21 protein-coding genes are annotated in these 24,595 nt (G+C 44.4%); 6 read left to right on the forward strand and 15 right to left on the reverse strand.

The features are described 5' to 3' along the window. Positions 1–108: 108 nt before the first annotated feature. Positions 109–657, reverse strand: coding sequence for an NUDIX hydrolase (locus QUA36_RS10410; protein ID WP_333158482.1), 549 nt, complete (start codon positions 655–657; stop codon positions 109–111). A 181-nt stretch (positions 658–838) separates the two neighbouring features. Next, on the reverse strand, positions 839–1,327 hold the full coding sequence (gene folK / locus QUA36_RS10415) for a 2-amino-4-hydroxy-6-hydroxymethyldihydropteridine diphosphokinase (RefSeq protein ID WP_333362409.1): 489 nt from the start codon (positions 1,325–1,327) through the stop codon (positions 839–841). A gap of 249 nt (positions 1,328–1,576) precedes the next feature. Here folK and QUA36_RS10420 point away from each other — a divergent pair, with 249 nt between their 5' ends. Together QUA36_RS10420 and QUA36_RS10425 are read left to right on the forward strand one after the other, a co-directional pair. After that, a complete protein-coding gene (locus QUA36_RS10420; RefSeq protein WP_333457235.1) occupies positions 1,577–2,044 on the forward strand; it encodes a hypothetical protein in 468 nt (155 codons plus the stop codon). A 312-nt stretch (positions 2,045–2,356) separates the two neighbouring features. Beyond that, positions 2,357–4,705, forward strand: a complete 2,349-nt coding sequence (locus QUA36_RS10425) for a PhoX family phosphatase (protein ID WP_333457236.1) — start codon at positions 2,357–2,359, stop codon at positions 4,703–4,705. Between the two features lie 204 nt (positions 4,706–4,909). Here the strand turns inward: QUA36_RS10425 and QUA36_RS10430 are convergent, their stop codons facing one another. Next, positions 4,910–5,491: a Uma2 family endonuclease gene (locus QUA36_RS10430; RefSeq protein ID WP_333457238.1), complete on the reverse strand. Its 582-nt coding sequence runs from the start codon at positions 5,489–5,491 to the stop codon at positions 4,910–4,912. A gap of 233 nt (positions 5,492–5,724) precedes the next feature. Next, entirely contained in the window at positions 5,725–7,134 is a 1,410-nt protein-coding gene (larC, locus tag QUA36_RS10435) for a nickel pincer cofactor biosynthesis protein LarC (protein WP_333457241.1), read from the reverse strand. Positions 7,135–7,209: 75 nt separating this feature from the next. Between larC and QUA36_RS10440 the strand changes: the two genes are divergently transcribed. Beyond that, on the forward strand, positions 7,210–7,875 hold the full coding sequence (locus QUA36_RS10440) for an L-threonylcarbamoyladenylate synthase (RefSeq protein ID WP_333457243.1): 666 nt from the start codon (positions 7,210–7,212) through the stop codon (positions 7,873–7,875). Positions 7,876–7,943: 68 nt separating this feature from the next. On the opposite strand, the gene QUA36_RS10445 is transcribed toward QUA36_RS10440, so the two are convergent. Next, positions 7,944–8,228 carry a DUF427 domain-containing protein gene (locus tag QUA36_RS10445; RefSeq protein ID WP_190738299.1) on the reverse strand — a complete coding sequence of 95 codons (285 nt, stop codon included), beginning with the start codon at positions 8,226–8,228 and terminating at the stop codon, positions 7,944–7,946. A 97-nt stretch (positions 8,229–8,325) separates the two neighbouring features. Between QUA36_RS10445 and recQ the strand changes: the two genes are divergently transcribed. Next, a complete protein-coding gene (gene recQ / locus QUA36_RS10450) occupies positions 8,326–10,521 on the forward strand; it encodes a DNA helicase RecQ (protein ID WP_333457244.1) in 2,196 nt (731 codons plus the stop codon). A 614-nt stretch (positions 10,522–11,135) separates the two neighbouring features. On the opposite strand, the gene QUA36_RS10455 is transcribed toward recQ, so the two are convergent. Both QUA36_RS10455 and QUA36_RS10460 read right to left on the reverse strand, forming a co-directional pair. Further along, the gene (locus tag QUA36_RS10455) at positions 11,136–11,876 is read right to left on the reverse strand and encodes a peptidylprolyl isomerase (protein ID WP_333457245.1); all 741 of its coding nucleotides are present in this window, start codon (positions 11,874–11,876) and stop codon (positions 11,136–11,138) included. Positions 11,877–11,961: 85 nt separating this feature from the next. Further along, positions 11,962–12,813: a hypothetical protein gene (locus tag QUA36_RS10460; protein WP_333158270.1), complete on the reverse strand. Its 852-nt coding sequence runs from the start codon at positions 12,811–12,813 to the stop codon at positions 11,962–11,964. A gap of 345 nt (positions 12,814–13,158) precedes the next feature. On the opposite strand from QUA36_RS10460, the gene QUA36_RS10465 reads away from it, so the two are divergent. After that, positions 13,159–13,389 (forward strand): hypothetical protein, encoded by a 231-nt coding sequence (locus QUA36_RS10465; RefSeq protein WP_333158268.1) that lies wholly within the window; start codon positions 13,159–13,161, stop codon positions 13,387–13,389. 34 nt (positions 13,390–13,423) lie between these two features. Here the strand turns inward: QUA36_RS10465 and QUA36_RS10470 are convergent, their stop codons facing one another. The 8 genes from QUA36_RS10470 to QUA36_RS10505 form a co-directional block, all read right to left on the reverse strand. Beyond that, positions 13,424–13,636: a hypothetical protein gene (locus tag QUA36_RS10470; protein ID WP_333158266.1), complete on the reverse strand. Its 213-nt coding sequence runs from the start codon at positions 13,634–13,636 to the stop codon at positions 13,424–13,426. 152 nt (positions 13,637–13,788) lie between these two features. Beyond that, positions 13,789–15,555, reverse strand: coding sequence for a GNAT family N-acetyltransferase (locus tag QUA36_RS10475; protein WP_333158264.1), 1,767 nt, complete (start codon positions 15,553–15,555; stop codon positions 13,789–13,791). A gap of 122 nt (positions 15,556–15,677) precedes the next feature. Continuing rightward, positions 15,678–16,004, reverse strand: coding sequence for a TonB-dependent receptor (locus QUA36_RS10480; RefSeq protein ID WP_333158262.1), 327 nt, complete (start codon positions 16,002–16,004; stop codon positions 15,678–15,680). Between the two features lie 41 nt (positions 16,005–16,045). Then, complete coding sequence (locus QUA36_RS10485; RefSeq protein WP_333158260.1) at positions 16,046–16,291, reverse strand: hypothetical protein; 246 nt, start codon at positions 16,289–16,291, stop codon at positions 16,046–16,048. Positions 16,292–16,609: 318 nt separating this feature from the next. Continuing rightward, a complete protein-coding gene (locus tag QUA36_RS10490; protein WP_333455940.1) occupies positions 16,610–16,885 on the reverse strand; it encodes a hypothetical protein in 276 nt (91 codons plus the stop codon). 404 nt (positions 16,886–17,289) lie between these two features. Further along, the gene (locus QUA36_RS10495) at positions 17,290–17,751 is read right to left on the reverse strand and encodes a HetP family heterocyst commitment protein (RefSeq protein WP_333457247.1); all 462 of its coding nucleotides are present in this window, start codon (positions 17,749–17,751) and stop codon (positions 17,290–17,292) included. 73 nt (positions 17,752–17,824) lie between these two features. Next, positions 17,825–19,627, reverse strand: a complete 1,803-nt coding sequence (locus QUA36_RS10500; RefSeq protein WP_333457250.1) for an HlyD family efflux transporter periplasmic adaptor subunit — start codon at positions 19,625–19,627, stop codon at positions 17,825–17,827. Positions 19,628–19,800: 173 nt separating this feature from the next. After that, the gene (locus tag QUA36_RS10505; protein WP_333457252.1) at positions 19,801–22,947 is read right to left on the reverse strand and encodes a peptidase domain-containing ABC transporter; all 3,147 of its coding nucleotides are present in this window, start codon (positions 22,945–22,947) and stop codon (positions 19,801–19,803) included. Positions 22,948–23,726: 779 nt separating this feature from the next. On the opposite strand from QUA36_RS10505, the gene QUA36_RS10510 reads away from it, so the two are divergent. Beyond that, positions 23,727–24,041, forward strand: a complete 315-nt coding sequence (locus tag QUA36_RS10510) for a winged helix-turn-helix domain-containing protein (RefSeq protein WP_333457254.1) — start codon at positions 23,727–23,729, stop codon at positions 24,039–24,041. Positions 24,042–24,595: the final 554 nt, after the last annotated feature.

Below are 24,595 nucleotides of genomic sequence, written 5' to 3' on the forward strand. Positions count from 1 at the left end.
TTTACAGTCCTGGACACACGCGGGTTCAAAAACCCGGTTTCTAAGTTAAGATTTATCGGTTTGACGCACGATTTTTATAAGAAACCGGGTTTTTTCTGTCCGTGCTATTTAACTCAAAAATGGACGGGCTAAGAAAAAGCTAGAAATTGATTTCGCGTCAATTGGTTCCCCAGCTAAGATAGCTTTTTCTAATTCTTCAGGGGTGAATAAAACTGTTTCAATGTCTTCATCATCGTCTTGTGCTGGCGGCTGTTCCAGTTTTTCCAAATCTTGGGCTAAAAAAGCATAAATGATTTCGTCGGAATAACCGGGGGCGAGAAAAAATTGCCCTAATTTCTGCCATTTTCCGGCGCGATATCCGGTTTCTTCTTCGATTTCGCGTTTAATAGTTTCGGCGGGATTTTCATTGATTTCGACTGTACCAGCGGGAAATTCTAAAATTCGCCCTTTTGTGGCAAAGCGATATTGGCGTACCAAGACGAGTTTACCTTCGGGTGTGACGGGAACTGCAAGTGCTCCGCCCGGGTGGCGAATACATTCCCACTCGCCTTCGGAACCGTTGGGAAGACGGAGAGTAGCTACGTCAAAGTTAAATTTGCGCCCTTGGTAAAATAGGCGTTGTTTGAGGAGTTGGGGTAGTTCTTGACCGATCGACATAAGCGACAAGCGAATAATGTTTGATGGCACCGATTTAAGACATCATAGGCGATATCATAGGATTTTTGATTTTTGATTTTTGATTTTTGATTGGGAATGACTGATAACTATCACAGTTTGGAGCTTACCTACGGTTGCATTTTTTTTGAAACTGGTACGATCCCTGAATTGTACTCAATTTTTACAGTTGCAATTTTTGCACTCCGGAACAGTCTGCGGTTTGCAGGAGTTGGACGATCGCACTTTTCGTCACCGGATGCACCCAATCCGGGGCAATTTCTGCTAAAGGTACTAATACAAAAGCTCTTTCGGTCATCCGGGGATGAGGTAGAGTCAGTGTCGGAGTTTCTAGGATTAAATTGTCGTACAGCAGCAAATCTAGGTCGAGGGTTCTTGGCCCCCATTTTTCTCGGCGAATTCGATTAAATTTTATCTCGATTTCTAATAATTTTGCTAGCAATTGTTCTGGTTGTAGCGCAACTTCTAGGATGGCGCAGGCGTTGATGTAATCGGGTTGCGGCGGCCCCACGGGGGCGGTTTGATACCAGCTTGAATGAGATTTTACTGCTATTCCTGGGGTGTTGTTGAGGGTTACGATCGCGCTAGAGAGTGTGGCGAGGGAGTCGCCTAAGTTGCTACCGAGGGCGATCGCACTTTTTGTGAGTTTCATAAAGAAGAAGGTTCGGCAACGGATTGTGTAACGGATGTCACGGATGTCAGGAAGAAGGAAGAGGGAAGTCGGAAGAAGGAAGAGGGAAGGGGGAAAAAGCAAGAATAAAGAAAGATTTAGTTATCTAGCTTACAAGCCCTATTGTCCGCAAAATCTGATTATACAAAATATTATTTTAATCATAACTTAATAAGATGTTAATTTTTATTGATTATGATTGACAAGTGTTAGTATTTAGTTTCAAACATAATGAATTTGTACCTACGCTTATTGTCGGCCGTCATTCTAGCAATTATCAGCTTAACAGCAAGTATATCGATAGCTTTGGCTGAAACAAAAGAGCGCTACCTTACCCTAGATTCGGACGGCAGTCAATCTTTTGCGAGTTTAGTGCAGCAGGCGGAAGATTTAGCGAAAGAGTCGATCGCCCGCGAGTTTCAAGAAAATCCAGCATTAACAGAAGTTACAATCATCATTACAGCCGATCGCAGCCGACAAAGAGTTCCAGTTTTGCGATCGAGAGTATCCCGCCACGACTGGCAAAAAGATGCGAGAATCGAACAGTGGACTAGGTATTTTGCCGATGCTCAATTGCTGCTGGGATTCAGAGACAGCAATATTTCGTCCGCAAATTCTGGGTTTTCGCAAGTGATTAATGTACCTGCGCCTAGTCGATCGACATCGCGAGAAAATGATCCGGGTTTTCGAGATGATTAAAATAGTGGTAATGGGGCATTGGGCATTGGGCATTGGGCATTGGGCATTGGTAACAAATAACAAATAACAAATAACAAATAACAAATAACCAACAGCACGACACGGAAATCACGGATACACGGATAGATATTTTTTCCTGAATCTCTCTCTCTCTATTCCCAATTACCAATTGCCAATTACAATATTTAACTTGTTGTTAACCTAAATATCTCCCAATTTTAATTAACCTTGAGGTTAACTTCCCTTAATTGAACAGTGATATAGTTTCATACGGAATCATCAGATTAGAGATGTTGGTTTGAAAAGGAATTTATGTCTAAAATAACTCGCCGACAACTGCTAATTTTCTTCGGCAGCAGTGCAGCTACCACTGTGCTTGCCCCTCAACTAACTAAAACACTATTCGGCATCAATTCCACCTCGGCCGAAGCTGTAGTTCCGCTATCTTTCACTCCGTTAAGACTGCCCCACCCGCTGCCGATTTATCGAGAACTTCCCAGCTTTATGCCGACGGGCTTAAACGGACAGGGAACCGTGATGCCTGCCTCGCAGAATACTAAATTAACCAGCTACAACGTTGTTGACGATGTGGTTGTACCGCCGGAATACGAACGGTATGTGATTCTCCGCTGGGGCGATCGAGTTTTTCCCGATCCGGCAGACTATTTCGGCTACAACAACGACTACACAGGCTTTGTAGGCCTTCGCGGCAGCAGTGACGACGGTTATCTCTGGGTTAACCACGAGTACGTATCCTTCCCGATGTCGAAAGTGGCACCGGAATTGCCGTCAGACTTGGCATCATTTCCGGCGACCGATCGCGCCGTCCTCGGTATAGACTTATCTGTAAAAAATCAGGCTACCCTTGGCGAATTTCTTTACAATATGGGTGGTTCGATCGTCCGCATCACCAAACAAGCCAACGGACGCTTTGGGGCGATCGCCGGCGACTCCCTCAACCGCCGTATCCACGGACTTTCCGGCCTCGCAATCAACAGCCAGCGTACCGACAAATACAAAGATGTCACCTCCTGGGGAACCAGACAAGGGGATAACGAATACCTCACGGGCACGGGCCCTGCAGCTACCCAAGTCTTCGCGCAAGTCAACACCGACGGACTCGGCAACCGCATCATCGGTACAGCTTACAACTGTTCCGGCGGCACAACCCCTTGGGGCACAATCCTCTCAGCCGAAGAAAATTTTCAAGGTAGCGAACTATTCTTCGTGGGAGTTCAGGAAAACATCAAACCCAACGGTGGCCAAACTGGCTACGCCAAGGGTACTACGGGTGAGGAATTCGGCTTAGTCGGCGAAAAATACGGCTGGATGGTAGAAGTCGATCCTCAAGATCCAAGTTTCCGCCCCCGGAAGCACACATGGTTGGGCCGTTTCCGCCACGAAAACGTCGCCATTCGCGCCGAAGCCGGCCGCACATTAGTAGTGTACATGGGGGACGATCGGCGCGGCGGACACACCTGGAAATTTGTCAGCAACGGTAGTGTCACAAATCCCGCAGATAAAACCAACAGCCGCTTGTTTGAAGATGGGGTTTTGTACGTGGCCCAATATAACCGCAACGGTACTGGAAGATGGCTGCCACTAACTATAAATAGCCAGACAAATCCAGTGCGTCCTTCTAAAGTTGGCGAGGCGGAATTAGCAAGTTTTGGCAAAGCTCAAAGAGATGCCGCTACTCGCTTGCCAAAACGCGCCGGAATTGCTGGTCAAACCGAAGACGGCGGTTCTTTTGTAGTAGATACAACCAATGAAGAAACAGCACTTCCGGGCTACCAAAATAAAACTCTGGCTAATTTCTACAGCAGCCAAGGTGCGGTTTTAGTTGATGCTTTCTTAGCTGCTAATTTAATTGGTGGCACCCCGACGGCGCGGCCGGAAGATTTGGAAGTTCATCCTACTACTAAGGAAGTTTTCATTGCTTATACTGACGCCGCACCGGGAAGCGACGGCTATCCAGATTCTCGCATTTTTACTGTTGCTAAATACAGTAGCGCCGTCAACAGCACCCAGCAGTCGGGAGGACTTTACAAAATAATTGAAGACAGTCCCGACGGTGCAGGTTTGACGTTCCGCTGGCAACGTTTGGCTCAAGGCGGAGAAGCGGGTTCGGTAGGTGGGTCGGGATTTGCTAGTGCCGACAATTTGGATTTTGACGCTCAAGGCAATATTTGGGGCGTGACTGATATGTCTACGAGCACGCACAACGGTTTTGATGTGGGTGCGAGTGGAAAGCCAACGACGATCGACCACAACAAGACTGGAAATGTGTCAGATTTGACTGGTGTTTTCGGCAACAATTGGCTGTTTTATATTCCCACTTCTGGGCCGAATGCAGGAACTGTAATTCCGTTTGCTTACGGCCCGAATCGGTGCGAAATGACGGGGCCGACTTTTGTGGGAGATACGCTGTTGCTTTCGGTGCAGCATCCTGGAGAAGATTGCCCGATCGATGATGGTACTGTACTGAGTCGGCAAATTGAAATGTTGGATTTGAACGGTGCTGTTTTCAATCAGACTCGGAGTGTGTCTCGCGGCAGTTTGTGGCCGAGTAATATTGAGAACGATCGGCGTCGTTCGCCTATGCCGTCGGTGATTGGAATTCGTCTGGTGCGATCGACTCCAACGGGTCAGTTTGTTTAAATAGGACTTACGCATCGGGGCCCAGAAACCGGGTTTTTACGAATCTGGAGTAAGATTAAATGAACCGCGAGGCACGCGGACGCGAATAAAGAGAAAGAAGAAGATACTGTTCTTTATTCGCGCTCTTCTCGTCTTCGCGGTTCGTTCAAATACTTAAAAAAATCGCTAGGATCATTAATATCCTATCCCTTGACAGCGAAATTTTTAAGAAAATTGTACTTGGCGATATAAATCGGCGATCGCAATTTCTAGATTCACCGATTCAAGTTGCAAGGAATCGCCTAAACCATACTCGGAGAGAACCCATTGCCCCTGGTGATTGCGCCGAAACATCTCTACTCCTGGCTGTTCAACTTGCACCAAGACATACTCTTGCAGTGTTGAGAATTGGCGGTATTTAGCAAATTTAAGACCGCGATCTGCTGCTTCTGTGGAAGGCGATAAAACTTCGATAATTAAGGAAGAAAATTGCACTAATTGCGGATCGTCATCATGGTCATCACAAGTTACTACAACATCAGGATAAAAATACTTTTGTCCTGGTTCCACTTGGACTTTTACATCTGCGATGTACACCTCGCAAGGGCGATAGACAAGGGCATCATCCAGGAGCTTAGAGAAGTTGAAGGCAATTCGATTGTGATTGCGGGTGCCGCCACTCATGGCGACGACTTCGCCATCCCAATACTCGTAACGTTCCTCTTGGGTGGGTTCCCAAGCCAGGTATTCTTCTACGCTCATCGATAGGCGATCGGGTAAGGCAACCATAATGCGATCGAGAATCAAGTATGTTTCTAGAATAGCTTGAAGAAAAAGCGATTAAAAGGGCGGGTTTTTGAGATTGTCAATTATTGGCAGATATTTTTTGTAAACCCGACCCTACCTTATTAGGGGTAATCTACCCGACACAATATCAGAGGTTTTGATTCTTCTGATTTAGATATTCCACAATACTGCTGAGTCTGACGGGTTGTCAGCCCGTCAGGGACTAAATTTCTCATGTAAGTCACTGTAATTGATTAAGTGCGATCGTACCAACTTTGCAGCGCCAAGCGGTGAACTTCGCGCCAGCTAATATTTTTAATTCTGGCAATTTCCGCGCAATCTTCGTATTCCGGCTGTACATTAACAATCGTTTCTCCAGACTTCGCAATTTTTATCTTGACTTCGCCGTATTCTGTTTGAACTATCTGGATTTCCCGGTGCAAAATAGTTCTCTGTTGAGTCGATCGCCTAATTCCCAGAGTAGTAGTTTCGCGAAAGATCACAGCTTCACAAGCATCCTCAAATTCTGGATGACAAATCGCAGTTAACAAAACCCCCAGCCGCGACTTTTTCATCACAATTGGGGCAGTGAAAACATCCAGAGCTCCGGCGGCAAACAAAGCATCAAAAACATAGCCGATCGCCTGCGGAGTCAAATCATCAATTTGCGTTTCCAGTACCGTAATAGTTTCTATGGAATTGGGCATTGGGCATTGGGCATTGGGCATCGGGAATGGGGAATTAGTAGCCGTCTTTCTCCCACTCTCCCACTCTCCCACTCTCCCCCTCTCCCCTTCAGACTTCTCCCCAATCCAGAGGCGCAAAATATTAGGAATTGCCAGGTTTCGAGAACCTGCACCCAAACCGATCGCCTGAACTTGCATCGACGGTGGCGGCCCGAAAGCAGAGGCGAGAGTACAGGCGATCGCAGTTCCCGTAGGAGTGCACAATTCGCGATCGATCCCATTGCTATAAACCGGCACGCGGTGCGTTTCCCACAACCGCATCACCGCCGGCGTCGGCACCGCTAATCGGCCGTGTGCAGCCTTCACCGTACCGCCACCAGTCGGCATCGCCGAAAAGTAAAACTCCTGAATATCCAACCAATCCAAACCCAAACAAGTAGCGACAATATCAATAATTGCATCCGTCGCCCCCACCTCGTGAAAGTGAACCTCGCTTGCGGGGATACCGTGTACGGCACCTTCTGCCTCTGCTAATTTACCAAATACGGCCAAACTCCAAGCTTCCACGCGCGGAGGCAATTTTGCAGAGACGATGATTTGCTCAATTTCGGGCAAGTGGCGATGATGAGTGTGGCTAATTTCTGCATCTTCTTCCCCGTGACTGTGAGAATGTTCTTCCCCGTGATGATGGTGGCCGCGGGCGTCAAAAGTAGGGGATTCCGTTTCCGAGGGATCGAGTTCGGTAGCGGGATTTTTGGGTTTTAACGACAAATCCGCAGCTAAATCGACATAAAATTTAGTTGCTTGTTGAGTATTCCGGTGGACTAATTCCGTCCGCAACTGGTACTCTGTCGAAATGCCGAGCAAATTGAGATTTTCGATTAGGTAGTCTAAAGGAACGCCGGCGTGGATGAGAGCTCCGATGCACATATCGCCAGCAATGCCGGTTGGACAGTCAAAATAAGCTATTTTATTCATTGTTAACAATTAATTTTTAGCATTGATTGTTTCACTCGATATTTCGATCGCCCACTTAGCCTGCAATATCTTAACATGGCAACTATTTACGAAGTGCATCCAGTTGCACCCCAAAGAGACCGGATCGAGAAAATTAAAAAAGCTCTGAAAGATGGGGCAGTGATGCTTTATCCGACAGATACAGTTTACGCGATCGGCTGCGATATCAACTCCAAGTCTGCAGTAGAACGAGTCAGGAAGATCAAGCAACTATCCAATGATAAGCCTTTAACGTTCTTGTGTTCCTCTCTGTCAAATATCGCCGACTATGCAGCCGTCAGCGATGAAGCATACAGAATTATCAAGCGGTTAATACCTGGGCCTTACACATTTCTGCTGCCAGCTACCAAGTTAGTACCACGGTTGGTAATGACCCCAAAACGCAAAACCACGGGAATTCGAGTTCCCGACCACCCGCTTTGTTTTACACTGTTGGAAGCTTTGGGAAATCCGATTATTTCAACATCCGCTCACATTACCACTGATGATGAAGGTGCAGCACCAGTGCCTGCAGCCAAAGCAGAAAGCTTTGGCAAAGCTGAACTTTTTGACTGTTTGTCCAAGTTAGTGAATGTCATTGTCGATGACGGTTCCGATCCAGGATATCAAGTTTCTACTATTCTCGACTTGACAGCAAGCGAACCGATTGTTGTTCGTCGTGGTTTGGGTTCGGAAGCTGTCGCAGCTTGGGAAAAGGATTAAAATTTTAAGGGGCGGGTTAAGCGCAAAAATTGCAAAAACTCCGCCCCATTTTTTAACTCAAAATTGCTTTAAGCCTCTACCTTAACTCCTTTCCAAAAAGCAATATATCCTGCAATATTTTTAGCAGCATCTTTCGGAGTTGGATAGTACCAAGCAGCATCTTTATTAACTTGTCCGCCGACTTCGACACTGTAGTAACTAGCAACACCTTTCCAACCGCAAGTAGTGTGAGTGCTGCTGTCCTTGAAATACTCACGGTTGATGGCATCGGCGGGGAAATAATAGTTATTGTCTACAATTTCACACTTGTCGCTCTCGGCCAAAACGGCACCATTCCAAATTGCTTTCGGCATCAGTTTTTCTGCTTAAATTGAGATTCTCAATTATTGTAACTGTATTTGTCCTCAAAAGGCATAGAATAGTTGAGAAGCCAACAACCAACTACTGCAAATGTCAGCGTCTCATCCGCCAATATCTTCTGTGCCACTGTCCCTGGAACAAGCTCTTAAACATTTTTTTGGCTATGACTCTTTCCGTCCGGGGCAGCAGGAAATTGTCGAAGCTGCTTTACAAAAACGGGATATGATGATTGTCATGCCGACGGGCGGTGGCAAGTCTTTGTGTTTTCAATTACCGGCACTGTTGAAACCGGGATTGACGGTGGTTGTTTCGCCGTTAATTGCTCTGATGCAAGACCAAGTGGAAGCTTTGCAGGATAATGGAATTGGGGCGACTTTTCTCAACAGCACTTTGAGTTCTCAGGAAACCCGATCGCGTGAAACGGCAATTCTCGAAGGTAAGATTAAATTGCTCTATGTTGCACCCGAACGCTTGCTCGGTGAGAGATTTTTACCATTTTTAGATATAGTAGCAAATAAATTAGGAATTTCGGCATTTGCGATCGACGAAGCCCACTGCGTTTCGGAATGGGGACACGACTTTCGACCAGAATACAGGCAAATGCAGCGAGTGCGCGATCGATATCCCGACATTCCCATTATGGGACTAACCGCCACCGCCACCGAGCGCGTCCGCCAAGACATCATCCAGCAGCTAACTCTGCGAAATCCCTACATCCACGTCGCCAGCTTCAACCGCCCCAATTTATACTACGAAGTTCGCCCCAAAACCAAGCACAGTTTTGCCGAAGTTTTGCAAATTATCCAAAAAAAAGGCGGTTCGGGAATTATCTATTGCCTCAGCCGCAAAAAAGTGGACGAAGTTGCCTATAAATTGCAACAAAGTGGAATCCAAGCCTTACCCTACCACGCCGGCATGAACGATGTCGATCGCGCAACCAATCAAACCCGCTTCATTCGCGACGACGTGCAAGTAATGGTAGCCACAGTAGCCTTTGGCATGGGAATTAACAAACCCGACGTGCGGTTTGTAATTCACTACGACTTACCCAAGAATCTCGAAGGATACTATCAAGAATCCGGCCGCGCAGGCCGAGACAACGAACCCGCCCATTGCAGCTTATTTTACGGCTACGGCGATGTCAAAACCATCGAATACATCATCGAGCAAAAACCAGATCCGCAAGAACAACGAATTGCCCGCCAACAATTACGTCGAGTAATCAACTATGCAGAATCCAGCGATTGCCGTCGCACAATCCAGTTAAGTTATTTTGGCGATTCATTCCCCGGAAACTGCGGTACTTGCGATAACTGTTGCAACCAAAAACCAGTAGAAGATTGGACGATTGAGGCAATGAAATTTCTATCTTGCGTCGCCAGATGCCAAGAAAAATTCGGCATGAATCACATTATTGATGTGCTGCGCGGTTCAAAAAATCAAAAAATATTGCAATACCAGCACCACCAACTTTCTACTTACGGAATTGGCAAAGATAGAAGTGCTGACGAATGGAAAAAGTTGAGTCGCTCGCTGTTAAATCAAGGTTTCTTAGACGAAAAAACAGACGGGTTTCCCATTTTGAAACTGAATGAAAAAAGTTGGGAAATTATGAAACGTCAGCGCATAGTTGAAATCGCCATTGAACCCCAACGGGAAGTACAGGGGAAGGTTCGTTCTTTGGCAGTAGAAGTAGAAGGTTTATTTACCGTACTGCGGACGCTACGCAAACAAATTGCCGACGAACAATTTGTGCCACCTTACGTAGTTTTTGCCGATAAAAGCTTGCGAGATATGGCAGAAAAACGCCCGCAAAATCTCAGAGAATTCGAGGAAGTTTACGGCGTTGGTAGCAACAAGCGAGATAAGTACGGCAAAGTTTTCTTGGAGGCAATACGCACTTTTTGCCAAGAACAAGGATTGCCAAGTGGTGCTGCATCTTCTGAGGTCGCTAATCTTCCCAATCTTGCTAACGTTGTGTCTTATTCGCAGATGCAAACCTGGGAATTATACCGACAAGGTTTGACAGTTCAAGGAATCGCCAATGCGCGGGGTATGAGTCCTAATACTATTTCTGGGCATCTGATAGAATTGATGGAAATGGGCAGGGAAGTTGATATAAATTTATTGGTTGAATCGGAACGCCAGCAGGCGATAGTGTACGCAATTGAAGTTATGGGGGATGAGAAACTGAGAGCAATTTATGATTTTTTGGAAGAACGTTATACGTTTGAGGAGATTAAGTTTGTGCGGGCTTGGTGGCGGCAAAATTATGTCGGTTTTTAACCGCAGATGTATGCAGATGAACTCTGATGGACGCAGATAATTAATAGAGAGGAGGGAAAAATGAGAATTTAAAAAGTAGCTTTTTGGAATAATCTCTATATTAGAGTGGCGTTTTTAACCGATACATTTTTTCCATTGGGCTTTGCTAGCTGGCGTATATGGGGTTGGCAAAACTCAAATTTTAAAAGTAATTTTAAGAGCGCTATAAGTCAGCTAACTGGGGTTAGCTAAGGGTGTCATTGTTCGCTATGTTTCGCCCAGTTGGGAGGTTACTAAGAAACCCCGAAGCAATCACCGAGACTTTCTTCAGCTCTCAATTTTTGTGAGCGGCGAAGGCGATAAATTACTTTTTTAACTGAACATTATTGAGCTATAATTAGCTCATCAGATCACTTTTTATGTAAGTAATAGGATGCCTGAGATAGAGCAATATTTAAATCCACACGCATGAGACTATTTACACTCATGCACCGCCCCAATGATTGAATAATATTGATGCAGCCGGAAACGAGATTAGGTCTCTCTGTTTACCCAGAAGCACCCTAGATTTTAGCATTGTATGTGGTTGCGGCAAATTTATATATATGGGTTTTTGAGGGCGACAAATTAAGTTTCTACACTTTAGAACTGTACAATAAATAGTTGACTTCGTTAGCCAACCACTCGTTAAACAGATTGTGCAATATTTCTTGATACCGTTCAGGGGTTAATTCCGCCGGGAGAAACTTTTCAACCAGGAACAAGTGATATCCTAGATCTGTTTCAATTGGACGAATCACTTCTCCGGGTTTAGCGCTAAATACGGCGACGGCTATGTCTGGTTTTAAACCCCACCGATAAATTTTGCCTTCGCAACCGCATATATGCCGACGATTTTCGTCAATGTCGTAAAGATGAGCAGCATCAAAAAAGCTGATTTCTCCTTCTTGAATTTGATAAAATAGTTCCTGAGCAAGCTGGGGGTTGGAAACAATTATTTGATAAAGAATTATTTGATCAAATTGCAGTTTGTTTTGAACAAAAATCTTTTCTACTTCTTTGCTAAATAATTGTTCGGCTAGTTTTTGGCTGAGGAGCCGCTCGCAAATTCCGGCTTCTAAATCTTCTACCGAAATCATCTGATCGACCAGCCAAGCAATCGTATCCGCCGCTTTCTCCAAACGCTTCTCGCGGCGGAGTTGGTCGCCCACAGCTTGAATTTCGTCGGGAGTCACAGTTAACCCCCGCTCCCGGGCTGCTTTCTCAATAACTTTTTTCTGCAAAACCTTTTGACTAAAGGTTTTTAATTGCATCTCTTGTCTGAGTTGTTCGATGATTTCACTTGCTTCAATCAATGGCCCGTAAAAGTCCTTCATCTTTCTCTCTCCACCTATATAACTTTATTAACTTCATCCCCTAAAGATTCCTGCGGGGTAGTTGGTGTTAACGGTTAACGGTTAGCTACAAGATGTCATTTGGCAAACTAATAAAATCAGCATTGCTCAAAGTTGTTGCACCCGCTGCGTTGACTGTTCCCAAAACAACAGCTAAAATTCGATCGCCATTATTTGAACTAAACTTGACCAGAGTCGCGTCTGTCGTACCGGAACCATCCGTATCAAACGCGACGAGTGTCAAGTCTGTTACCGAAAGTCCCCCTATCAGCCCAATTCGATCGCCTTCAGCGGGATTGAAATCAACGACTTGATCGGCTAACAATGGATTAGCTGCTGCACTAGCTGTTTCGGGTCTAAAGGCAAAGGTATCAGCGCCGCTACCTCCAATCAATGTATCGGTGCCGAAGTCGCCACAAAGAAAATCGTCGCCGTTGCCGCCAATCAGCAAATCTTGACCTTTCCCTCCCCGCAAAGTGTCGTTGCCATCGCCTCCATCGATCGCATCATCACCTCTGTTAGCTGTGACAATATCGTCGCCGCTTCCTGCAAAAATTCGATCGATCCCGCTATCGCATATAATCACATCGCTGTCGCTGGTGCCGAGCCAATATCCGTCGCCGTTGCTGTCGTAGGTGGTCGGACGCTCACTGGAAGAAGTGGAAGCTTCTGCGCTCCCGCTGCTAGAGGTGGCTCCCGCAGCGTAGGCTCTCTCAGTGCTGGTAATGCTTCCTGTAGGGGAAGTGGTTGTCGCACTGCTGGTGCTGCCTGCGCCACTGTTATCTACGAAGGCACTAGATTTGCTGGAACTGCTGCTGCCGGCACTAGGGTTATTCGTCAGCGAATTTAAGGTGCTTAAACTATTGCTATTTCCAACAGTATTTAAGGGCTCAGCAGCTAGTGAATCTAAGGTCGGCATCGCGATTTATCTCCTTTTATCTGTAAAGACGAAAAGCAGTTGCGTGAATAGAGACACTCCAATTTCCAATAAAAATGTATGATTTTGAATAGTGGGAAGCAATTTCTCTTGACTTCAGATTAAAGAGTGAAATGTTTTTAATAAATTAACATTGATCCGTCCCGAAAGTAGGGGGAGACAAAACTGTTGCCAATCCCAATCTGGGCGATGGCGATCGGCATTGCTGGCTAAGGGCGTTTGATTTAGCCATCGCCATCACCCTCAAAATGTCTGTTTAAATTTAAACAGCACCTTCCTTTCGATGTATCTAAATATATCTGGACTAATTAGAGCTGTGTTGCCAATTTGGCAGATTTGTTTGAAATTATAGAGTTGCTGTGGGATATGGGTGCATCCATTGGATCGCGATCGAATGGATTCGGAGTCATCGCAGGTGCAGGGCGATCGCGATCGCCCTGCACCTGCGATGATGCGGAAGTAATTAGAATTGGCATTCAGCGAGTTGGGGCGATCGGCTCTTTCCTCGGCCAGAAACCCCTCGTACCCGTGACGCAGTGGTCAATCATTAAAAACTAAAAAGAACTTAAGCCCTTACTACAAGCCATCAAAGCTAGTGTGGCAAGTCCATCGCCTTTACAGTAACAGTCTCAAAAGCATAGTTTGATCCTGTTCCTGATTTAATTTTTACTTTGACTTTATCAAAGCCTGCGTAGTAAACATCAACATCAGCTAGAGGATTAGTGCCAATCGCTATAGCTGTTCCTGTACCCGTTGCTTTTGTAACTTTACCTTTGTTTCTAAAAATAATGTCTATAGCAGTCAAAGTGTTTCCACTGTCTACTGATTAAAAGGCATCTATTCCCAATGAAGCACAACCTAAAATCAACTTGTTTTCTGAAACATTTTCGATGTAGGACAAATCATATATCAACATAATGCTCCTCCTTTGTAAACTAATCAAAACTCATTTGCGGACTAGGCAGGTATGGGAGTTTTTCGATCGCAGGTACTTGCAGTTTGATGTTCATCTTGTTCTTGCAGCACCCGATCCAAATTATCGTGAGCCTCTGCTAAATCTGGTTTCATAGAGATGGACTGTCGATAGTAGGCGATCGCTGTTTTTAAATCGCCTACTTGTTTACATTTGGAGCCTAAATCATTGTTCATTGCCGCATAATGAGCTTGTTTCTCTAAGGATAGCTTTCCTTGAGCATGAAGCGCATTAGCTAAGTTAACCTCAGCTTCAACGCAATCAGGCTTTAGTTCTAGTGCTTTTTGATAGTAGGCGATCGCCTCTTCCCATTGGCCTTGCTGCTGTAGAGCATAGCCAATGTTATTGTATGCGGCGATCGCATCAGGCTGGAGAGCTAAGACTTGATGATAGGCTTCTATCGCCTCGGATAACCGATCTTGAGCTTGATATAAATTCCCCAAACTAAATAAAGCCTTGATAGAATTGGGCTGAACCTGAAGCAGGTTTTTCAGTAAGTTTTCGGCAGTTTGGTACTCGCCTTTTTGCCTCATCAACACTCCCAGTCCATAGAGTGCATCTGGGTGATTTGATTGAGCTTCCAGAATCTGATGGTATCCCTGCTCAGCTTCGGTGAGTCGGTTCAATCGATGATCTCGAACAGCGAGATTAAGTGCTAAAGGAAGAAGATCCCTAACATCCTCTTGTCTATTGTCGCGATTCTTGTCTTTGACTACGATATGCTGAATGTGCCGATCTTTAGCTCCAAAAGAATACTTATATTCCTCATTGCCAATTAAAAAGTCGTACACTTTAAAGCCATTTTGAATCGCGTATCGAATTGCATCAGCATGGAGGATAAGCCCTGGTGGAGGATTTTTAAAGGTTTGATCGCGACCTGTAATCACAAATAGCATGGATTTTTGCTGAAAATCAACAAAGTTGGCGATCGCCCCTAAAGGTCTGTCTCCTTTCCACATAACCGAAAGATACAGACAGTTATGTTCAAAACAATGACGTAAAATAAGGCGATTGTAACCCATGATTACGTCAAAGTTATCCCCTTTTTGCTTTTTCCATCTGCACTCCCAGAATTTGAGTAGTATCTCAATATGAGATTCCAAATTGTCTGCGTCAACCTGGGTGATATAAAACTCATCAGATATGTCAACTTTCCTTAAAAAGCGTCTGATTTTTTGACGAGTATTGACACCGACGTAGTTTTGCAGATATTGCTCCCAGTCATCTGGTAATGAAACATAAGGAGCAAGATAAATATCGGGTTCTTCTTCATTCACACTTTGAATGCGGAGTTGAGTGAGTTCAAAACTATCGGCAGAAAAATTACTCAAGAAGAGAGACATCCGTGTATCTGTTTCTAGAATACTTTTTAGATTGAAACTAGACCATACTAACTTTTGCTGGATGTAAGCAGCAAAAGCAGGAATTACCTCTTCTTCATAACCAGGCAGGCAAATAAGTCCTGTGTAATCTGCTATGCTATTTCCTGCCATGCAGATTTCAGTTTCAAAGCCGCCTCCATCCTGGTGGGTTAATAAAATTTTTAGAGGAAAAAAAGCAACATAGGATGAATCTTTGGTATCTGGTTTTGCCGCTAATATGAACCACGGCTCATGCACCATCTGCAACCATCTAGATAACCAAATCCAGGATAAGAAGAACTGAGCCTGATGATCTGCAGCGTATACAGAATCCCAATTTTCTCGGATTTTATTAAATGTTTCAAAATTATCAATTTTATCAATCTGCATATGATTTTTCCCTCACCAATTATACTCCCCATGTTTGTCTGTTAAGACTAGATCCTCCTAATCCTCCTGAGAGGATGTCTAAAACCCAGCATTATCCATACTCTTCCTATCGGGTGAGATTATTAACGCCCAAAAAATGAAATAGAAGTGCTGCGAAATGTAGATGAAGCAGTTTGGTTTCCAGTCTTTGCATAGGCTGTGGTTGTTGCCTTAGCTCTACTATACTCCAGACTACCCAAGTCTTTAACCGTTGTGTTGGTTACAGTATTTGTATAAGTTTGATTACCAATGGCAAGTCCACCTGCAACAGCGATCGCATATCCAGGCTCGGCTGTTGTTGTGGCGAATGTATCAGCGTAAACATTGCCACCACCTACTACAACTGTGCTTTCGCTTTCGTTAATGGGTTCTAAATAACTTAAGTCAGAGATGATTAAGCAATATTTCATGGCCGTATCACGAGAAGTTTTTAGCAGACTAAATTCATTAATTAAATTGAAGATATACTAGAGCAACTAGATGTTGAGAAAGTGCTGCTAAAACTAGATGAAGAAGAACTACTAGAACTCGATTTGGCGTAACTGCTGGATCTATTAGCAGATGAAACCTTTACAGAAACGCTTTGACTAATTTCACCTCGATCGTCGCCAGATGCTTCGACTACGCTTTTCGCCTCAGCAATAACTTTACCATCGGGTGAGACTATGCGTTTGACAACAACTTTATAGTCAGTCATGAGTTTTAAACCAATTTTTGTTGATTATAAAATTGGATAAATCCTAAATTTGTGAGTCGTAAATAGTAATTGCCTACGGCTCTATTTGAAACAAGGTTTCGTCAGTTAATTATTTGTTTAAAAGCAAATTAATTACCTACATAAATCATCTAAGTAAGGCGGCCAAAACTAACCAAACTATTTAAGGAAACCTCAAGTATCTGTATTAATTTATTAGTAGGGCTTGAGCTCGGAAGCCCTACTACCAAACAGTTGAAATTGTTTCTGCCGACCCACTTATTCCAATTGCCAAGTGACTTGATGAATTGGAGTTATATGCTAGCTAGCTGCAGAAAATCCCGTGGAAGCAGAATACTGACCTTCTACAACAGTAGTAAAGATTTGGGTCGAGGTGTTTTTCCCAAAAGCTTCAGATTGAGCTGTCGCTAGATTGCCCTTGATGTCAACAAATTGCGTGTAAATCTTGTCTACGTCAAAGCGTTCCTTAACATTGAGTCTGGCGTCGACATAGGAGTCGAGGTTGCCGAAAAAGATACCACCAACTACATCAGAAGTTTCAGCAGTTTCCAAGTAGTTCAGATCGGAAATAATCATGGCTTTTCTCCTTTTTGCTTGTGAGTTGTTTGCTAGAAGCAACCTTTGGTTGTTCTGTATTTAATATAGCTAGGCTAATCAGACCTGTGTTGCCATTTTGGCAGATTAATTTTGACAGGGACTGACAACGAAAAAGGGAGGCTACTCAATCAACTTACGGAGGATGGGCATTGCCTAAACAGAGGGCTAACTGTATTAAAATCGATCGCAAAGCAGTATAAATCCACAATAGCTAAAATCGAGTTTCTGAGTATAAAGTAATTACTTTGGCTAAGGTTGCCATTTTGGCAGATTTATCGAAAGCGCGGATTTTCGATACTCAAAAACCCGATCGCCCGCGGTGAGTCAACCAAAAAACAGGTACACCCAACGCCCGCAATCGGGTTTTGTTTCGAGCAACTAATTTACTCGCCCGTGAAATTCAACCAACGTGTCTTTAATCCCGCAAAAAAGCCCTGATGTCCAACATCAACCGGCGGCATCGAGAGACATAGCCCTTCCTTGACTTCCAGTCCAAAACCTGCGGTATCTGGGTGCAACTCGCTAAAAGCCTCAGTTACATAACCCCCTCGAACTCCGGCTCGTTTTTCCCTCACCACTTCCACATAATCTAAATCAGCAATTTTGCCCAATGCAGGCTTAGTTTCCGGTTTACTCGACTTGCTGATTTGACTGTTTTCCTTCAGTAAGCGGTTGGAAGTACGGTAAGGGATGTAGTCTAGGGGGTTGTAACCCGTGCACCGCAAAAGTAAAAAACAAGCCCAAGAATACTTTCCTGCCAGAATCGCTGAAATTATCTCATCCAATTGTTCGGGTTTGATTCCAACTTGGGAATGATTGGCAGAATGGTGAAATTGGGAATTCATTATTTTATCCTGTTTTGTGTAAATTGGTTGACTGTTAACTGTTGACTGATGACTGTTGACTGATGACTCATTTCTACAAACTCATGCCGCCCTTTTGTAGCTGCTTGAGAGGGTCAAGCAAAATGTCGGCTATGCTGCGCTGGCGAATGACAATTTCCGCAGTAGCTGTCTGGCCAGCTTTGAGTTTCCAGGTTTGATTTTTGGCTTTCACTGAGTCTCGATCGATACTCACTTCCACCCGGTAAAAAACACCCAATCGCTCGTCTGTTTTGGCATCCGGCGAAATAGATAAAACTTTTCCCGGAATCACACCGTAATTTTGATAAGGAAAAGCATCAAATTTGACTTGCACCGGCATTCCGGTTTTGACAAATCCCGCTTCTCGGTTCGGCAAACTGACTTCCAGCACTAGCGGAGCATGATTCGGAGTCATTTCTGCAATAGTTTGACCCGGTTGAACTACTTCGCCTTTGTTGTGAATGTTGAGTGCGGAAATCACTCCGCTGACGGGTGCGTAGAGAAATCTTTGTTTGAGCTGATTTTTGGCTTGATCGAGCAGGGTTTGGGTTTCGGCAATTTTGGATTTGACTTGATTTAATTGCATTTCCAACTGCTGAATTTTTTGCTCTTTTTCTAACTGCATTTGGCGCGCTGCAGCTTGTTTGCTGGCGGCTTCGGCTTGCAGTCGATCGACTTCTGCGAGTTGTTGGGCTAATTCACCTTGGGTTCTAGAAATGGCGCTAGTTCGATCGCGCAAATTTTGCTCGACTTCAAACAACCTTTCCTTAACCCCAGTTGCATCAGACAGTTGACTCCTGATGGCAGCACTTTGCCTGTCGCGCACGGTTTGCTCGACTTCAAAGGCGCGATCGTCAGCCTGAGTTGTCTCCCCCAACTGGCTTCTAATCACCGCATTTTCACTTTCTCGCAGAGCTTCCTCAGCTTGAAACAATACGTCTTTTGACAACGCTCCTTCATCTACCAAAGGTTTGAGACGCGCGATCCGCTCTTTGTGAGCCGCTACTTTTGCTTGCAATTGCGCGAGCAATTCTTGAGTCTTGCGTTGCAATGGTTTCACCTGATCGCGCCGCCCTTGCTGGGAGTTAATATCTGTTTTCAGTTGCGAGAGCAAGTCTTGCACATCCTTTTCCAAAGGTTTGAGCTGTTGCTTGCGCGCTTGCTGAGACACTAAATCTGCTTGCAATTGCTCGATTTGAGACTGCGTGGTGGCGGCTGAAGCGCGAGCACGGGCGATCGCAGCTTCAGCCCCCCGCTGGTCTGCAGCAGCAATAGCTTGGCTCGCTTCTACTTCCAGTCGAGTTCTCTCGATCGAACTCATCTCTTGCATCAATTGAATCCGATAAGCGTCCAGAATTTTATCAAGACGCTCCACCTCGCTCTGGGCATTCGACGGGTCTAATTCGGCCAATAATTGTCCAGCTTTGATTTTTTGACCTTCTTTGATAGGGAGGTTAATAATTTTTCCCGTATCCGTCGGGTGAATTTTGTAAACAGCGCCTTTGGGAACTAATTTGCCCTGAGCATGACCAACCTCGTCAATCTTTCCCAAAGTTGCCCACGCTCCAAAAGCTACGGAAAAAACCATTCCTCCTAATATCAACCGCTGGGGAAAAGATACTGGTGGCTGGTCGAGTACCGAGTGCAAAGAAGTAGACCAATTATTCGCATCAGGCTGCCTGAACTTGGCAATATTGATACCGTCATTAGTTTGAGAAGAGGGATTTTGAAATTCGACAACTTCTAAAGATCTGTCTTTTTTTCTGGGTTCGTTTTCTTGCCTCGAAGCTACGCCCCCATAGACTTCACCTATTTCGTTGGGAGCGTGACCTAATTCTTTGGCATCTTCTGAAAACATTGTCTTTCCTCCAAATTAGTCTGTTGACTGTTGGCAGTTTGCAGTTGTTAGGAGCTATCAGTCCGGAGTCAGAAGTTAGGAGTCAGGAGCTACGAGTCAGGAGTAATTGAAAACTATCTTTAGTCTTGTGTTGGTTGCTAATGACTAATGACCAATGACCAATGACTAATGACTTAAATATCGAGTTGTTGCTGAGCGAGGTGATAGTAAAGTCCGCGTTCAGCCATCAATTCGTCGTGGTTGCCTTGTTCGGCTAAAATGCCTTTGTCTAGAACCAAAATTCGATCGGCATTACGCACCGTAGACAACCGATGAGCGATAATAAACGCAGTGCGATCGCGACTAATGCGGGCGAGATTTTGCTGAAACCTGCGCTCCGATTCGGTATCCAGCGAAGAAGTTGCTTCATCCAAAACCAAAATTCGGGGATCGCCCAAAAGAGCGCGGGCGATCGCAATTCGTTGTCGCTGGCCCCCAGACAAACTCGTTCCCCTTTCCCCCACAGGAGTTTGATAACCCAGCGGCATATCTTGAATAAAAGCGTGAGCTTCTGCTAGCTTCGCCACTTCTATCGCTTGTTCCAAGCTTGTAGAACCAGCATCGTTGCCGTTTTTATACAGCGTAATATTTTCCAAAATCGTTCCCGAAAACAAGAAACAATCTTGAGGAACAACACCCAACTGAACTCGCAGCGACTGCAAAGAAATATGCCGAATATCGTGGCCGTCAATGGTCAGCCGCCCCTTTTCTGGATAATAGAAACCTTGCAGCAGCTTTACCAAAGTGCTCTTACCGGAACCGCTGCGGCCGACAATTGCCACAGTTTCTCCAGCTTGCACCTCAAAGGAAAGATTTTGCAGCGTATTGCGTTCCTCATCCTGAGCATAACGGAAAGAAACATTGTCAAACTTGACGTTTCCCTGAATGCGAGGCAGCACCAGCATTGGCTTGTAAGGGCTTTCTTCAGGTTGGGCAGAGAATACATCATCCAAACGCTCGATGGAAACGAGCACTTCTTGAAACTCATCCCAAAGTCCCACCACTGAAAGCACAGGAGAAATCACGCTCCCAATCATCATATTAAAAGCCACAAATTGACCGATCGTCAACTCGTCTTGAATCACCAGCATTGCCCCGTACCACAGCAAAGCCGTGCTGCCCAAAGTATTAATCCCGCCCCCGATCACCTGCAAAGAATTCGCCAACTTCTGCGCGCGAAATTTAGCATTAATCATGCAAGTTAATTGGTCTTCCCAGCGCCAGCGCATTTCTCGCTCAGCAGCAGTTGCCTTCACCGTCGCTACCCCAGTAATCATTTCCACCAAAGATGAATTTTGCTTGGCACTTTCGGTAAAAATCTCCCGGGACAATTTTCGCAGAAACGGAGTTGCGACTAAAGTCAAAATCACGATCGGCGGAATCAACGCCAGCACCAACAACGCCAGACGCCAGTTATAGTAAACCATCAGTCCGATGTAAACTACAGCCATCAAAGCATCCAACCAAGCCGTAATAGCTTGGCGAGTCAAAAATGCCTGAATTTTTTGATTTTCCTGAACCCGCGTCAAGATATCGCCCACCTGACGAGATTCAAAAAACTTGATCGGCAAAGTGAGAGTGTGACTGATAAAGCCGCTAATTAAAGTCAAGTCAATGCGGTTCGACAAATAATCCAGCAAATACTGTCTCGTTGCACCCAACAGCGTTCGCCAAACACTAAACAGCAGCAGTCCTAGCGCAAAAACGTGCAGAGTTACTACGCTTTTGCTGACAACTACTTGATCTAGAATTACTTGGGTAAATAGGGGAGTAACTAAACCAAATAATTGGAGCAACAAGGAGAGAAGCAGAATTTGGGCGATCGCAGCGCGGTAGGGCCAGACTATGCCAACAAAATTTTTAAGTTTGATGCCTTGATGTTCGGCAGTGTGATTGCGGTATAGTTCCGCTGTCGGGTCTAAAATTAGGGCGTACCCAGTCCAATTTTCGGTAAAACTTTTAATGCTCATCCACCGCTTGCCCGCAGCCGGATCAGCCACTAAAACTTGTTGATTTTTAAAGCGGTAAACTGCCACGTAGTGATTGCCTTGCCAGTGAGCAATCCAGGGATTTTGATTTCGCAGTGGAGTTAAAGAAGCTCGCACGGGACGGGTTTGAAATCCCATCCTTTCCGCTGCTTTTGCCAGACTCTTGAGTGACGCGCCACTGCGACCGATTTCGGCTAATTCGCGTAAGTAATTTAGGCTGAATTTTTTACCCCAATATTCGCTAATCATGGCTAAGCAAGTAGCTCCACAATCTGCTGCGCTCTGTTGTTGAATGAATGGGTGCCTGCTGCTCAACCAGCGCCGCTGCTTGGGTTTGGGAAAGCTGATGATTCCGGCTGGGGGTTTTTGCTGAGCAACTGCGGTTAATTTTGATGGCTCGGTTTGTGAGCTAGATCTGGCATCTTGGGGCGGCGCTACTAAGCTTAAAATTGGAGGTTTGCGGATGATTTTAGGGCGGGAATTGCTTTCGGAACTAATTGTGGCTTTAGCGATTTCCCACTGTTCCCTGCTAAGCTGGTAAATTAGCAGGTCTTTTACCGCTATCCAGTCGCTCTTTATGTCTGAATATTCCCAGTTACTGCCGATAATTGGCGGTGCTTGACCTTGAATTTGACCGCTGCGGAGCCAAAAATGATCGTTGGAGTTTTGGCAGTGCTCAGCGAGGGAAACTCCGGCCGGAATTCGGCTTTCTTCTATGTAAGGAAGTAAGTGCGGCCACAGAATCTGTTGTTGGTGGGGAGGGAGCGATCGCAAATCTGTTTGTGTCTTGAAAAAGATTAATCGCTGTCGCTGTTTAAATTCTTGCTGCAAGTGCTGTTGCAGTTGCGGGGATTCTTCTAAAATAAGCTGCAATGTGGTGGCGGCAATTCGAGCGATTTGGCAAGTGCCGGCCGCAATTGCTCTGTAAGGAAGTACGTTTTCAATAAATAAGTCTTCTGTCCCAAATATTGCTCCGACTTCCAGTACCACCGCCGAAATCTCCTGCTGTTGAGACGCTTCTACCGCTAGCAGCCTGACTCTTCCCTCGCAAACCAAATAAAAATTGCGATCGCTCTGTTCTTTTTTAACGAAATTGTTGCTATTATCTGATGTTTGATATTGAGTGATTTCATCTCCGAGCTGAAACTCGCAAATTTCACAGGCTGTATTTAATTTCGCCACTAATGTCGGTTCTGCACCGACTTCCTCGAAAATTTTCTGAATAGCCGGGAAATTTTCCCAGGCTTCTGGGGTTTTAAAAATTTGATTTTTAACCCCTAAATTTTTTTTCATAACTTACCCTGTCAAAAATTTATTTCATTTTTCTTGAATGAAAACTAACCCGGCTATGAGCGATTTTTATTGGTTTAGTTGCAACCTAGTTGGCTTAAAAACTGTTTGTCGATATGTCCGACTAACACCTCTTAGTTACGGCATCCCTTCAACGCCTTTAGGATATATAAAGTTGCGTTTTTTCAGGATTTTGTGGTGATTACGTAAGTGTGGTTTTGGCTGGCTCTCAGTTTAACTTACAAAATCGTGGTTTTGGCTACCTTTAAGGGCAATCTTTACGTAATCTTTATAAAACTACCGTAATTATACGGATATTTGTTAAGATTATGTGAAGCTGGGCGAGCCAGTTGTTGTGTCCGGTATACGTATATATACGCAAAAATTTACATTCAGGATTCAAAAACCATCCATTTTCGACGCTTATTGGTGAAGTCCAGATTCCGAACATTGTCAACAAATATTGATAACTGTTAGTTTGTAGCAGCAATTAAAGCAATTAATTCACCATCTAATCTGGGTATGTAACGAATTAAAGTAAAATAGAAAATTCTGTTGTTGATAAGGGCCTTCCATTTAGGGGTAACTTCTGTGAGGGCCCAAACCCATCATTATCGCTACCCATCACTATCCGTCTAAACCCCGATTAAAAGTATCGGTTTCTCTGCGTAACGAATTTTGTGCGATCGTACTCAGTGTATTTGTTGTCCAAAAGCATGGAATAGTGTATAACCCAACAACCAACTCAGGAAATTGTCGAAGCTGCTTTACAAAAACGGGATATGATGATTGTCATGCCGACGGGCAGTGGCAATTCTTTGTATTTTCAATTACCGACACTGTTGAAATCGGGATTGATAGAAATATTATTAACAACCATAGAGAGAGACTCTCAAGAATTAGGAGATGATTTTGTCAGATGGACAGCGCAGAGATTAGCAATATACTTAGAGAAATCCACAAAAAGAAAATTAAGTGGAGGAAAAGTTCGGAGGAAATTAAAGAAAAAAAAGTATGTTTACCTTTGGGCAAAGTCTAACCTAGATTCCAAGAGAAATCCCGAAAAAAGAACAGCTTTTAAAATAAAGATAGCCTAATATTTAAAAATAGCAAAATCAACACCCGAACGATTACAGGTATAGTTTTGCGACGAGATTGGATTTTGTTTAAGAGTCACCAGAAGAAAGAAATGGTGTAAAAAAGGCATCAGAAAAAATTTCATATTAGACAGAAAAAAGGGAAGAGTTAATCTAATGGGAGGAGTGAGGTATTCAGATAAAAAAAGTGGGTAGAGTTAATCAATAAAGGTAATTCACATAATTTTTATAAAATGCTAAGAAGTTTTATAACGATCTAATGAATGGGTAAAAACAGGTAGTCAAGCCTCACAAGTGGCTAACAAAAAGCAAAAATAGTGATCTTTCTTGATAAGGCTCGTTTTCGTAATAAAGAAGAGTACCTGAAACAAATTAAACAGAAATACCTAATCTTTATTTATAATTTGTCCCCCAATACAGCCCCGGCTATAACTTAATTGAATTAGTATGCGCTTAGACCAAACAATATATTGCCAATATAGTCATTTCAAATAAATGTGAGACAGACGTCAGATCATGATAAAATCGCTAAAAGTAGTTAATTAGAAAAAAAT

Source organism: Microcoleus sp. Pol10D4 (assembly GCF_036701555.1).
Lineage (GTDB): Bacteria > Cyanobacteriota > Cyanobacteriia > Cyanobacteriales > Microcoleaceae > Microcoleus.